Origin of the sequence: Bifidobacterium sp. SKU (assembly GCF_026016405.1) — a bacterium.
Taxonomy (GTDB): domain Bacteria; phylum Actinomycetota; class Actinomycetes; order Actinomycetales; family Bifidobacteriaceae; genus Bifidobacterium; species Bifidobacterium bifidum.
This window is the reverse complement of record NZ_CP092890.1, coordinates 1,480,648-1,493,585: the sequence shown is the minus strand read 5'-3', so window position 1 is coordinate 1,493,585 and position 12,938 is coordinate 1,480,648. Positions and strand designations below refer to the sequence as shown.

General features: G+C 60.3%; 14 protein-coding genes and 1 pseudogene. 10 read left to right on the top strand and 5 right to left on the bottom strand.

Annotation, left to right across the window (positions count from 1 at the left end):
• Positions 1-141 precede the first annotated feature (141 nt).
• From MMB49_RS06425 to MMB49_RS06420, 3 genes are all read left to right on the top strand, one after another.
• Positions 142-2,472: a RelA/SpoT family protein gene (locus MMB49_RS06425; RefSeq protein ID WP_047270575.1), complete on the top strand. Its 2,331-nt coding sequence runs from the start codon at positions 142-144 to the stop codon at positions 2,470-2,472.
• A gap of 251 nt (positions 2,473-2,723) precedes the next feature.
• A complete protein-coding gene (locus MMB49_RS09670) occupies positions 2,724-3,011 on the top strand; it encodes a hypothetical protein (RefSeq protein WP_047270573.1) in 288 nt (95 codons plus the stop codon).
• Between the two features lie 73 nt (positions 3,012-3,084).
• Positions 3,085-3,528: a hypothetical protein gene (locus MMB49_RS06420; RefSeq protein WP_229941001.1), complete on the top strand. Its 444-nt coding sequence runs from the start codon at positions 3,085-3,087 to the stop codon at positions 3,526-3,528.
• A 109-nt stretch (positions 3,529-3,637) separates the two neighbouring features.
• Here the strand turns inward: MMB49_RS06420 and MMB49_RS06415 are convergent, their stop codons facing one another.
• From MMB49_RS06415 to MMB49_RS06405, 3 genes and pseudogenes are all read right to left on the bottom strand, one after another.
• Positions 3,638-4,093 carry a hypothetical protein gene (locus MMB49_RS06415; protein ID WP_192829141.1) on the bottom strand — a complete coding sequence of 152 codons (456 nt, stop codon included), beginning with the start codon at positions 4,091-4,093 and terminating at the stop codon, positions 3,638-3,640.
• Positions 4,094-4,102: 9 nt separating this feature from the next.
• Positions 4,103-5,191, bottom strand: a complete 1,089-nt coding sequence (locus tag MMB49_RS06410) for a peptidase (protein ID WP_047270569.1) — start codon at positions 5,189-5,191, stop codon at positions 4,103-4,105.
• Positions 5,192-5,318: 127 nt separating this feature from the next.
• A pseudogene (locus MMB49_RS06405) lies at positions 5,319-5,543 on the bottom strand (hypothetical protein); the annotation flags it as partial.
• 307 nt (positions 5,544-5,850) lie between these two features.
• Between MMB49_RS06405 and MMB49_RS06400 the strand changes: the two are divergent.
• Together MMB49_RS06400 and MMB49_RS06395 are read left to right on the top strand one after the other, a co-directional pair.
• The gene (locus MMB49_RS06400; protein ID WP_192829140.1) at positions 5,851-5,997 is read left to right on the top strand and encodes a hypothetical protein; all 147 of its coding nucleotides are present in this window, start codon (positions 5,851-5,853) and stop codon (positions 5,995-5,997) included.
• A 104-nt stretch (positions 5,998-6,101) separates the two neighbouring features.
• Positions 6,102-7,445, top strand: a complete 1,344-nt coding sequence (locus MMB49_RS06395; RefSeq protein ID WP_047270565.1) for a tyrosine-type recombinase/integrase — start codon at positions 6,102-6,104, stop codon at positions 7,443-7,445.
• Positions 7,446-7,723: 278 nt separating this feature from the next.
• On the opposite strand, the gene MMB49_RS06390 is transcribed toward MMB49_RS06395, so the two are convergent.
• Together MMB49_RS06390 and MMB49_RS06385 are read right to left on the bottom strand one after the other, a co-directional pair.
• Complete coding sequence (locus MMB49_RS06390) at positions 7,724-8,491, bottom strand: Fic/DOC family protein (protein ID WP_047270563.1); 768 nt, start codon at positions 8,489-8,491, stop codon at positions 7,724-7,726.
• 2 nt (positions 8,492-8,493) lie between these two features.
• Positions 8,494-8,685, bottom strand: a complete 192-nt coding sequence (locus MMB49_RS06385; protein ID WP_003820306.1) for an antitoxin VbhA family protein — start codon at positions 8,683-8,685, stop codon at positions 8,494-8,496.
• A 193-nt stretch (positions 8,686-8,878) separates the two neighbouring features.
• On the opposite strand from MMB49_RS06385, the gene MMB49_RS06380 reads away from it, so the two are divergent.
• The 5 genes from MMB49_RS06380 (at position 8,879) to istB (ending at position 12,802) form a co-directional block, all read left to right on the top strand.
• Complete coding sequence (locus MMB49_RS06380; protein WP_003820304.1) at positions 8,879-9,094, top strand: hypothetical protein; 216 nt, start codon at positions 8,879-8,881, stop codon at positions 9,092-9,094.
• A 102-nt stretch (positions 9,095-9,196) separates the two neighbouring features.
• Positions 9,197-9,433, top strand: a complete 237-nt coding sequence (locus MMB49_RS06375; RefSeq protein ID WP_047270561.1) for a hypothetical protein — start codon at positions 9,197-9,199, stop codon at positions 9,431-9,433.
• A gap of 26 nt (positions 9,434-9,459) precedes the next feature.
• Positions 9,460-10,374, top strand: coding sequence for a colicin transporter (locus tag MMB49_RS06370; protein ID WP_116453805.1), 915 nt, complete (start codon positions 9,460-9,462; stop codon positions 10,372-10,374).
• 152 nt (positions 10,375-10,526) lie between these two features.
• The gene (istA, locus tag MMB49_RS06365; protein WP_047271245.1) at positions 10,527-12,026 is read left to right on the top strand and encodes an IS21 family transposase; all 1,500 of its coding nucleotides are present in this window, start codon (positions 10,527-10,529) and stop codon (positions 12,024-12,026) included.
• A complete protein-coding gene (gene istB, locus MMB49_RS06360) occupies positions 12,023-12,802 on the top strand; it encodes an IS21-like element helper ATPase IstB (protein ID WP_015439062.1) in 780 nt (259 codons plus the stop codon). The genes istA and istB overlap by 4 nt, the downstream gene beginning before the upstream one ends.
• Positions 12,803-12,938 lie beyond the last annotated feature (136 nt).

Below are 12,938 nucleotides of genomic sequence, written 5' to 3'. Positions count from 1 at the left end.
CCTGGCCGACGGTGCGAACACGGCCGTCACGGCCCGCAAGCCAAGGCATGCGGGAGACCGTTCACGGCGGAAGATGCCGCGTATGCTTTTTCATTCGCGGCGGGTAGGATGTGATACCAAATACCTGAGAGGGAGGCAGACATGGCCAACGATGAAGCCGAGCATAATGCCGCCCGCATGCTCGGCTGCGAGATCAGCGACGACCCGCTGAACCCGCTGCTGCCGATCATGCAAGCGTGCCGGAACCATCACCCCGACGAGGATCTGAGCATTCTGGAGCGTGCCTATCGTCGGGCGGTCATCCAGCATTCCTCACAGCGCCGCAAATCCGGCGAGCCGTACATCATCCACCCGCTTGCGGTGGCGCAGATTCTCGCCGACCTGGGCATGGGGCCGCTGGTGGTCGCCGCCGGTCTGCTGCACGACACCGTCGAGGACACCGACTACACGCTGGACGAGTGCCGCGCGGAATTCGGCGACACGGTGACCGGTCTGGTGGACGGTGTCACCAAGCTCTCCAAGATGGAATACGGCGATTCCGCTCAGGCCGAGACCATCCGCAAGATGGTCGTCGCGATGAGCCGCGACGTGCGCGTGCTCGTCGTCAAGTTGTCCGACCGTGTCCACAATGCCCGCACATGGCGGTACGTCAAGTCGTCCAGCGCCCAGAAGAAGGCGCGCGAAACCCTTGACGTGTACGCGCCGCTCGCCAACAGGCTCGGTATGAACGCCATCAAGACCGAGCTTGAGGAACTGAGCTTCAAGGTGCTGTACCCGAAGATCTACAACGAGATCGTGGTGCTGGTCGCGCGGCGTGCCGGCCAGCGCGACGTGTATCTCGCGCAGATCCTCGCCGAGATCAACGAGGATCTTGACGCGCAGCACATCAAGGCGTACGTGACCGGCCGCCCGAAGGACTACTTCTCGATCTATCAGAAGATGATCGTGCGGGGCCATGATTTCGCCAACATCTACGATCTGGTCGGCGTGCGCATCATCGTCGACACGATCCGCGACTGCTATGCGGCGCTCGGCGCCGTGCACGCGCGTTGGAGCCCCGTGCCCGGGCGCTTCAAGGATTACATCGCCATGCCCAAGCTCAACATGTACCAGTCGTTGCACACGACGGTCGTGGGGCCGGGCGGCAAGCCGGTCGAGATCCAGATCCGCACCTGGGACATGCACCGGCGCGCGGAATTCGGCATCGCCGCGCACTGGAAGTACAAGGAGAACGGGCAGGCAGGCCGCGCCCTGAGCGCGCCCGACAAATCCGATCTCAAGCGCGGTTCCGACGACAACCAGGAGCTGAGCGAGACCGACAACCTCAAATGGATCCAGCAGCTCGCCGATTGGACCAGCGAGACCCCGGACTCGAACGAGTTCCTTGGCTCGCTCAAGGAGGATCTGGGCGCGGCCGAGGTCTACGTGTTCACCCCGAAGGGCAAGATCGTCTCGCTGCCGGCCAATGCCACGCCGGTGGACTTCGCCTACGCCGTGCACACCGAAGTCGGGCACAGGACGATGGGCGCGCGCGTCAACGGCCGTCTGGTGCCGCTCGACACCAAGCTTGAGAACGGCGACACCGTCGAGGTGCTGACCTCGAAATCCGACAACGCCGGCCCCTCCCGCGACTGGCTGAGCTTCGTCAAGAGCCCCAAGGCCCGCAACAAGATCCGCCAGTGGTTCTCCAAGGAGCGCCGCACCGAGGCCATCGAGGAGGGCCGCGACGAGCTGACCCGCGCGATGCGCAAGCGTAACCTGCCGATCGGCACGCCGCTGACCACCCAGGCGCTGGTCGGCGTCGCCGACGAGCTGAATTTCCCCAACCCCGACGCCGTGTTCGCGGCGATCGGCGACGGGCAGATCTCCACGCAGAACGTCATCGCGCATCTGGTCAAGGACGCGGGCAGCGACGAGGTCGATGAGGAGGTTGAGCAGGAGGCGCTGCCGCTGCGCGCGGTCGAGAACGCCAAGAAGAAGACCGGCTCCCTCGGCGTGTCCGTCAAGGGCGTAGACGATGTGTGGGTCAAGCTGGCGCGCTGCTGCATGCCGGTTCCCGGCGACAGGATCGTCGGCTTCATCACGCGCAATCAGGGCGTGTCGGTGCACCGCGCCGACTGTCAGAACATGATCGACCTGCAGCGACGTCAGCCCGAGCGCGTCGTGGATGTGGCATGGACCAGCACCAAGGGCCTGTTCATGGTCAGGATTCAGGTCGAGGCGCTGGACCGCCAGCATCTGCTATCCGATGTGACCCGTGTGCTGGCCGACCACGGCGTGAACATCCTGTCCGGCTCCCAGGCGACCGGCTCCGATCGCGTAGCGATCAGCCAGTTCAGCTTCGAGATGGCCGACCCGCAGCATCTGAACCGTCTGCTCGCTGCCGTGCGCAAGATCGACGGCGTGTTCGACGTGTACCGCGTCACCGGCGCGAAGGATTCCGCCGTGCCACGCCTGCGCAAGATGCAGTAGCCGGGTTCGTTCCAGCGATCGTCTAAGTCTTCCGCCCGTCCGCTGCCGGTTCCGCGTGACCTTTGCAATGCCGGACGGCCCCGGGGATGACGGGCGTGCGGAAAATCACCCTTTCGGACGAGGGCATGACGGCACGATCCGGTGTGTAATCGATAGTGTCATCGATTGGCGGGATCGCCTATGGTGACACGATGAATATCGACCGGCGCCGGACATCAGAGGTACGGCGCCCATACGGGATCGAGGCAGGCATGTTCTTCCTTCAGCGTAGACGTCGCCCGGCTTTGGCGCGGGTGGTTCGCAACAGCAATGCGACTCTCTGGCGATACGGTCGCCGGGAGTATGACATGGAGGCCGGCGCGGATGGTCGGACGGCCATGACGTCCCCGATGGAACGACCCTCCTGGACGGATTGCAGCGATCGCCGGGCGCCGCATGCCGTCTCGTCGACGTTGGACGCCGTTCTGGGGCGTGTCCATGACATCCCCCAGTCGGCGATGTCGCGTCTGAGCAGCTCTCCCACGGTGTACGCGCGCTGACGGTGACGTGCCCCGCTTACGGGCGCGGCGATGCTGCCGGCCGCGTCGGGGCGTTCTGCAGGACTTGACCGCTATGAGTACGATTATCATGCGTGCCTCGCATGATAATCGCACGTGGTCGTTTTCGGCTTTGTTCCAAGGTTTTCGTTTTTTGGGAGGCCTGCCGATCAGCCTCGTTTTCGCCGAGGCATCTACAGGCACGCGAGAACAATCCGGTGACATTCCACCGTCCTGCCGGCGCTCAACGTCTTCGCCGACCGGCACGGAAAAAGAACGATCCGCCTTGTGGTTTCATGATGTTCAGCATGGGCGATGCCCAAAAGCATTCGCCCAGCAGTACGTCTCCGTGTCGGACAACAGGCACGCCGGGCACGAGGCCTTCAATGTCTCCGTCGCGCAGAACCATCTGCTCGACGTGGCCGTTCGTGGATGGTGTCCGGCACGCCGGTTCGATGAAAGAAACCGCGAGGATCACGGACGGTTCGGCGGCGACATACCGTTGTTTGATTTCGATTAATGCCCGAACGATCTACGTGGTTGTTTGGGCTGCACTAATTTACCGGTCTCAAGCATGTGTATGGCGACGCCGGTGGAATTACGTGTTTAGCTCCAAAGGTCTGGACTATTTATCCGGTAATGACGGAACGGGTTCCGATGGGATTGCGTGTGGTAAGCAGAAGGGATGCATTGACTGCGATCGCGGCGCATTCGGTTGGCGCGTTGGGGAGTGTTCCTTCGTAGAGGGTGATTAGCACTGCGGAGGAGTCTTCGTCGACGGTGGCCCGTACACCATGACATTTGGGATTTCCCATGGAGAAGAAAATGCGCACGGAGGTGTCCGAGACCACTTCGTATCGGTTCCATGAGGATATATGTTCGTTGCTGAGGTCGGTTCGTTGCTGTACGTCGTTGGAGGATTGCTCCGGTGCCTTTGCTGCGGAATCGTATCCTGCATCTGTACCTGGTGAGCTGGGGCTGGATTCGCTCCCGTTAGTTGCGCATCCCATTACCGTGATACTGGTCAAAGCAAATACCAGAAGCGCAGCAACAAAACGGCTGCGGAAGCGAATCCAACTGGCCATGATGTTGTTTCACCAGTCCTTGTTTGCTGCAACGAACAAGTCGTTGACGCGGCTGTCGAAGTATGGGCCTCGAAGATAGGAATTGTCTGCGGGGCCGTTCGAGGTTACGCTGCGTACATATCCGAGACCAGTGGTATTGCTGTATTCGTCGAGCCAAGGTCCACCGGACGAACCACCGCCGAAATCGCAACCAGTAATATGGTTGAACTTGTAAAGGCCATTCCAACCAGTTTGACTAGAGCCCCAGCAGGCCCACATGCTTTGGCCTCCGCTGAGGTTCGTTGGATAGCCGAAAATACTGACGTCGAAACCAGTACCTCCGCCCCACCTAAACCCGTGACCACCAACCGCGTTTACAACAGTATCCCCGGAAGTGCTGCCACTATAGGTGGTAACAAAGGCAACGTCTGAATTGAATCCTCGCCCGGATTCACCATAGTTGATCCAGTCATTGAGCGTTCGGAGCGTGGCAGCTTGGTAAGTGCCATACGTGGCACCGTTGCTGTAACCCGGTGCGAATATCCAATTGGTATGCCAATCTTTTCCTGGGCCGCCATGGACACAATGGCCAGCAGTAACGACCAGACGTTTGGAACGGCTATTGACGGAGGCTCCAGAGCATACGTAATCCTTGCCGTCGGTCTGATTGCGGAAGAAAACTTTTCCGTTGGTCTTTGAGAAATTCGTGACTGGCGTCACAGCCTGTGGCGTGATTGCGTTCAAGATTGCCGTCACGGGGGACGATCCGTCAGTAACTGGTTCGTCTGCCAAAGCCGGTTGTTCGAGCTCGCCAATCTGTCGGTTTACCTCGGCCGTGCTTGTTGGTGTATCAGCGGGAATGGCACTCTTCATGCGTTCTGGAGTCCAGTAGGCTGTGGCGATGGGGTCGCCGACGCTTGTGTTATTGGCCGGAACGTAAGTGTAGGTACGATTTGCACCAAGGGCTGTTACCTGTGCGCGCACGGCTGTTGTGGTGGACGAAGACAATGGATCACTTGCCATGGGCGATGCGGATGCCGGCACAGTGGTCGAGATAAGGAGAACAGCGGCCGACACGAAGGTTGTGAGGGTTGTGTATGTATTGCGGAATCGAGTCATGTTGATCTCCCCGGGAGTTGGTTCACGTAGGGACTGGGATAAGTATGTCCGTTGACTTTCAGTGTCTACGAACATACGCGAGTAAGACGTTCACAACTTATGATTATGGCTACATTACATACCTAAATCACAGAAAAATTATAACTCCATGACGCCAATCGGATTGGCAACAGCGTGTTGGATAGGTCCTTAGAGGACGATCCTCGTTCGATGAATTCCTTCGCACTCCGGTATCCGAGGATGGAACGGAGCCGCTGGTCGTCGAATTACCACACGTAGTCGTTGAGGTCGCGCCTCAGTCGCTCGATCGTGGTGTAGCGGTTCCGGTTACACGAGCTCCTTCTTCAACAGCAGGTCGGCGAGGCGCTGTACGTGCCGTCAAGCCGCATCAACGAAGTCGAACGCGGAGCACGGAACCTGCCCGAACTCAAACAACGGGTCCAAACGCTTGACAATGTATAGGAGCATCAAAATACAGAGCAGGAGCCGCTCATGGCTGTCGCTGCCGGTGCGCTGATCATAGTGAACCAATTCGTATGACGTTCCGCGTTGCAGCTCGGCGGCCCGGCTACCGGCCGTGGCCAGTCCACGGGCCCGTGCGCCATTCCCCGCAATCAAACAGCAATGCCCGGTCTCAAGCCCATGAGACACTTGGGACCATGACTGCCATCATCATGCGCACCTCCGAAGGTGACATGCGCATGATGCTTCTTCTCTGGGATGCGACACCAGGAAACAGGTCACTGAAGATCGTTGAGATTCCAATCAAAACCACTCTGAACAATCCCGGTTTTCCCGAAAAATAGAATCCCCGAGGCCGCAGGGTGGCACCTTATTCAAAATCACCGGCGTAGGCAATTACTCTTTCTTCTAATGGTTTTTCAAGAAGTAGAGAAAGACAAAACAACCGATGTCCAACGGAGACAGGAAAAGACGAAAATGGGGATGCGTCGTCGCCTGCAAAGACGCAGACGGAAGGATCGTCTCCTGGCAGGCCCGATACCAGAGTCCCGTCAATCCCAGGCAAAGAATCTACCGCCGGTTCGGATTGGAATTCCAGACCGAGGCGTACCGCTGGCTCGACGAGGAGCACGCGCTCGTCATCGACCATAAAAAGGGAATCCGCAGGTGGACGCACCCGTCGGCGAGGACGATGCACGGCAGGGTCCTGTTCTCCTCATACGCGACGCGTTTCGTCGCCGACCTGCGGAAGAAGGACGGATCGGAGCTGAGCGGAAGAAGCAAGCGGATCCAGAAGGCGGCGTTGGACAAACTGCTCCCCTGGTTCGGCGAGACGCCCATGTGCGACATCACGGAGGAATTCGTCAACGAATGGTATGCGAAGGCGTGCGACGAGGTGCGTCCCTCCGCGCTTGAGCACGCGGTCTGGCTGCTCAAGCGCGTGATGAGGGCCGCGACCGAGCGGCAACCGGACGGAGGTCCGCCGCTGCTGCCCTCGAATCCATGCAACCTCGTCACGAGGAAGAGACCGTCCAAAAGACGCGAGCAGGCGCCGATGACCAAACAGGAGATCGACACGCTGGTCGAGGGCTTCCCGGAATACTACCGCCTGTCGATCCATCTCGCGCTGCTGGTGGGCGGGCTGCGCATCGGAGAGGTCTGCGGACTGCAACTCAGGGACATCGACCTCGACCACAGGCTGCTGTACGTGCGGCACTCCGTGACGCAGGGTCCGGACGATCTGGGCGAATACCGGCTCGACGAGACGAAGACCCCGGAAAGCCACCGAGTCGTACCCATCCCCGCACCGGTCTGCCGTCTCATCAGGGAACATATCGACAGGTTCTGTCCCGACAGGGATCCCGACACGATGCTCTTCCACGCGATCAGGCACCCGGAACGGGTCCTGAACCCGACGACGATCCAACGGCAGTTCCGCACCGCGAGGAAAAGAATCAACCGCGAGGACGTGACGTTCCACTCCCTGCGCGCGACGCACGCGACGATGTTCATGATCCAGGGCGGCACGCTGCGCGAGACCATGGACGAGCTCGGCCATGTGGACGTCGACGTGGCCGTCCGATGCTACCAACGCGTGGTGCCGAGACACAGGCGCGACGTCGCCGAACGTCTGGCGCTCGAATACCTCCCCGCCGGGGAGCCGGCCGGCATCAAGGCGCAGATAGCCCGGAAGGAGGAGGAAATCGACCAGCTGCGGCAGGCCGTCGCCGGACTCCGGAGAAGACTGGAGGAGCTCGAAGACGACGGAAGGGAACGGAACCAGGCCGGATAGGCATACCCACAAAACCGAAATACCGAAATATTGAAAAACCAAAACCGGTGAAGAACGGCATCAAACGGAACGGACCTCACGTCTAAGCGTTGCGGCATCTGCCGCCGCAACACTTAGACGCGTGAGACAACCCACGGCTGGCCGCGAGCCAATGCCCTCACCCGACCGGATACCGGAAACGGTGAATACCGAAAAAACGAAATACCGGAATGCTGAAAGAACAAAATACCGAAAACCAGATACCAAGGTAATGGATCCTGGTCCGACGCATCCGAAAGTCATCTTGCCCTGTGCCCGCGTTCCGGCTTTCCTTGCCCCGGGGAGACGACGGTGCGTTGGTAGGAGTAATGCTCATACACGTGACGGCGCTGCGCGAGAGACATGTCGTATGCCGTGTTCGCCGGTTGCGCATATTCACCAAGATGGGCCAGGTCATTCGACATGGTCAACGGTTCTGACAACGGCTTGACGATTCTTCTGAACATATCCTCGAGAGGACGCAGGTCGTTTCGCTGCATCCCCACGATCGAGGCTTGATCGTTCGTCCTTTTGTCGATGAGTCCCCAGTCGAAATGCCAGCCGGCCTCGCGCGCGATGATCTCCCAGAAAATGCGTTGCGTCCGTCCGTTGCCCTCACGGAACGGGTGAAGGATGTTGAAGTTGTTGTAGCTGACGCTCAGACGCTTTACGAATTCGTCATGGCCGAGACCTTTGAGAAGATCGTCACCGCGAAGCACCTCCTCGGAGTAGCGAACCCCTATGCTGAACAGCTCCAATGGCTGGAAGGGAAGCCCCTCGCCCTTGCCCATGTCGATGGTTCGCACCTCCCCCGCCCAGTCGTACACGTCCCGGAAGAGGAACCGGTGTATGCGGCGAAGCTGTTCCAGCGTCCCTTCCGCAGGAGGGAGGTTCTCTCTCAGAATGGCGGCACGGGCGGAGCAGAGATCGTTCTCCGCAGCCGCCAACGCATCCTCGTCCGTGGCGCCCACAAGGTTCCGCAGCACGTTCGTTCCCGGAATCAGGTAGGGATCGAAGACACGCGCCATCATCACTCCAGTCCGTAACGGCGACGGGTGCGGGCAAGAAGTTCGGTGCCATCGATTGTTCCCCGCGCATATTCTCCGGCATCGCGCATGAAGGCCCTCGTCACGTCGCCGCCTTCCAGCCGCACGGACTGCACCGACAGTCCGACGTTCTCCGTGCGGCGGCGCATCTCGGATTCAGATATCGTTCCGAACATCGTGCCTCCTTTTCTCCTTGCATTCTAGCAAAACCGACGGCCCTTAGACAGAGCCGCGCCTGATTCCGCTCCTCACGCATGTCGTGTCAGGCGTCATGCCGTTCGTCCCGGTCCGCGTCAAGGGCCGTAGCCACCTCTTCCGATACCGGCATGTACATCGTCCCTGTCGTAGATCTGCGCGGCGGCCCGTTTCATGGCGCGGCGTTCGGCCCTGGATCATGAACATCGTCGCGACGTCGCCGAACGTCTGGCGCTCGAATACCTCCCCGCCGAGGAGCCGGCCGGCATCAAGGCGCAGATAGCCCGGAAGGAGGAGGAAATCGACCAGCTGCGGCAGGCCGTCGCCGGACTCCGGAGAAGACTGGAGGAGCTCGAAGACGACGGAAGGGAACGGAACCAGGCCGGATAGGCATACCCACAAAACCGAAATACCGAAATATTGAAAAACCAAAACCGGTGAAGAACGGCATCAAACGGAACGGACCTCACGCGTCTAAGCGTTGCAACATCCATAACGACAACACTTAGACGCGTGAGGACGGATACCGGAAGACCGGAATCGGTGGATACCGAGATACCGAAAAACCGGAGGGCCGTGAAACCGAACGACGCGGAGGCCTGGGTGAAGACCAGCGTGAGCCTTCGCGCCTCGACCCGACGCCGGCTCAAGGCCTGGGCCGCCGAGCATGACATGCGCATCCAGGAAGTGGTCGATGCCGCCCTCGAAACGTACCTGGGCTTGAAATAAGCTGTGAACCCATGAAAGGAGAACAAATGACAGAGAAAGAAAAGGCCATCGAAGACGAGACCATCGAACTTCCGACCGGGCCCGCGGAGAAGAAGAAGCCGCATCGCGGAAGGATCGTCGTCATCACCGTCGCCGCACTCGCGCTGCTTGCGGCGGGAGGCATCGCCTGGAGGACGCACGAGGACCGCCTCATGGCCGAGGCCAGGGCGGACTGCGCGGCCGAGAGCGAACGTCTCCGCGTCGCGACGACCGCGTACGACGCGCTATTGAACGGCAAGGCCGCCAGCATGGCGAAGACCGACGTGAAAAGCGTGAAGGACGCGAAGACCCTTGACGTCCTGTCCAAGGCCATGAAGGCGTCCACGCCGAAGACCGTGTCCTGCAAAGCGGATTCGAGGCCCGGCGTGCAGGATGCCACGAAGGGCGTCACCGCGAACGCATCATGGTACAAGGCCCACACGAAGTCCCTGAACGGGCTGGTGAACGCGGTCGAAACGTCCAAACTCGACAAGACCGTGGACGACGCGAACACGCTGTACAAGGAGACGGACGGCAGGGTGGCGGACGACAAGACCCGCGCAAGCCTGATGGACGCCATCAGAAAACGCGACGCGGACGCCATCGCGAAGGCCGTGAAGGAGGTCAACGAATCGAAGGCGGCGAAGGAGAAGGCCGACGCGGAGGCGAAGGCCAGGGCCGAACAGGAGGCCGCGGCTGCCGCGCGGCAGGCGCAGGCGCGGCAGTCATGGCCCTCGTCCGGTTCAGGCCACACCGGCTACACCGGCAACGGTTATTCCGGCAACACGTCCACACCGAGTGGCGGCTCGCCCGGGGCATCTTCCTCGGGCTCCACCGGAAGCACCCACTACAGTTGGGAAGAAAATAACGGCGACCAATACGACTGCAAGCCGGGTCAGTTTGTTTATGTTCAATGGTTTTAAGACCGGTTGAGCGTTTGGTTTTTAGTCCGAAAGAGCGGTAGGAATTAGTCCATTTCATCGTTGATGGAAAACAAGTGACACCGGTCTGTCGTTATCGATTAGTTTCCCGAGTTGAAAAAACAACCATTGACGGTTCTCGGGAAAGGAAAGGAATGACCATACCGGTGTCGGTTCAACAACGTATCAGGCTCCTTGACCAGCAGGGAACGCCATGGCGAGCCATCGCCCGTGATTTGAACGTGTCCAGGGACACGGTCAGGAAATACGCCTTGATGGAGGATTGCTCGCCCAAACCCAAACCATCGACCACGCGGCCGAGGAAACTCGACGGGTTCACGCCCGTGATCGACGAGTGGTTGCAAGCGGACCGGTTCATGCCCCGCAAGCAGCGCCATACCGCCAAACGCGTGTACGACAGACTCGTCACGGAGAAAGGGTTCACCGGCTCGTATTCCGCGGTGCAGCGTTACGTGAAGCAATGGCGTCAAGAACATCGTCCCGCCTGTGACGGGTTCATGGAGCTGGAATGGCGGCCCGGGGTCATGCAGGTCGATTTCGGCGAGGCCGTGGTGGTGCTGGCGGGCGTGAAAACCAAGGTGCATTGCCTGGTGGCGTCGTTTCCGTATTCGAACAAGCGTTACGTGGTCGCGTTGCCTGGCGAGAACGCGCAATGCGTGTGCGAGGGATTGGTCGAGATCTTCGAGCATATCGGCCTGGTTCCGATGGTGTTGGTGATGGATAACGCCACAGGGGCCGCGCACCGGACCGCTTGGGACAAGATCACGATCGTCGGGCTCTTCCAGTTGTTCCTGGAGCATTACCGGATCGAGGCCAGGTTCTGCAATCCCAGGAGCGGTTGGGAGAAAGGCAGCGTGGAGAACGCGGTCGGGTTCCTGCGCCGCAACCTCATGGTCCCGTTGTTGAACGTCGAGTCCTATGCGCAGTTAAGCAAGCATCTGCTGTCGCGGTGTGACGAACTCGGCAACGACAAGCATTACCGGGCTGATGAAAGCGTGAACGACTTGTTCGAAGAGGACCGGGCGGGCATGCGGCCATTGCCGCGCGTGCGCTTCGACGCGGTCGATTGGCAGGAACGGCGCGCCGACAAGGAAGGTGTCATACAGGTCGGTTCGTATCGTTACCTCGCGGGCCCGGCCTGGCGTAGCTGGCCGCTATTGGTGGGATTGCGCGCGTTCGACGTGGAGATCCGTACCCGCGACGGCCGCAAGGTGGCCTCGCTGCCCAGGGCTTATGGCGAGCAGGCCGGTACGGTGCGTAGCCCGTCGTCGCTGCTGCCGGCATTGGCGCGCAAGCCACGCGCGTGGGGCGAATCACCCGTGCGCGGTGATTTTCCCGAGGGCCTGAGAACCCTGATCGACGCGCAGGACTCCGCCCGGCGCAAGGCCACGTTCCGCTTGTTGGAGCGCGTGGGTGCCGCTTGCGGTTTCGACGTGGCCTGCAAAGCCGCGGAACACATCATCGGCCAGGGCAGACCGATCGACGAGGCAGCCCTGAGCATCATGGCCAGACGGATAGCGTCCGGCGAGGCGCCGGCCGATGTTCCCGCGCCCGACCTGAGCGTGTACGACGACTTCATGAAAACAGGCGATGGCGATACGCTCAAGGAGCGGGAAGGAGGGAAGGACCGATGAGCCGGATCCAGAACCCCGCGCCGGACGCCACCCGACGCCGCGCGTCCACGAACAGGAAAATGGAAACGATCATGCGATTGGCGCGCCGACTGCCGTTGACCAGGCAAGTGCTCGCCGACCAGCTCGAAACCGCGACCCCGTCGCAAATGGAGTTCATGGACCAATGGATGAACGCGGAGATCGAGTCCAGGGAACGATCGAAACGATCCCGGCTGCTCAAGCAGGCCGGTTTCCCGGCCGTCAAGACATTGGACGGCTATGACTGGGAGAACATTCGTTTTCCGGTGGATTGGGGCAGGCGGTCGCTTGAATCATTGGAGTTCGCGAGCCGTCCGGAGGATGTGGTCATGTTCGGACCTCCCGGCACGGGCAAAACCCATCTGGCGATGGCGTTGGGAAGGAAGGCCTGCCTGGAAGGCATGACGGTACGGTTCTTCACCGCCGCTGGCCTGGTCATGCGCTTGTTGCACGCCAGCACGGAAGGCAAACTCGACAGGGAAATCGCGTCCATCGGCAAGGCCCGCCTGTTGATCATCGACGAGTTGGGCTACGTGCCGATCGACGAGGAAGGCAGCCGGTTGTTGTTCCAGGTCATCACCAACGCGTACGAGATGCAATCCATCGTTTACACCACGAACATCGAGTTCAGCGGGTGGGGCCGGGTGTTCGGGGATCCGAACATGGCCGCGGCGATCATCGACCGGACCGTGCATCACGGCAGGATGCTCAGGTTCGAGGGCGAGTCCTATCGCAGGACTCATGCTCTTATGCAATGAAACAATAAAACACGAGCAATGACAGGCCAGTTCCGAACTGGACTAAAACCTACCGCTTTTTCGGAAGGAAAACTCACGCCACACTGGCCTATAACAACTTGACAAAACACAGGGTCAGTTCTGCCCCATCGGCTGA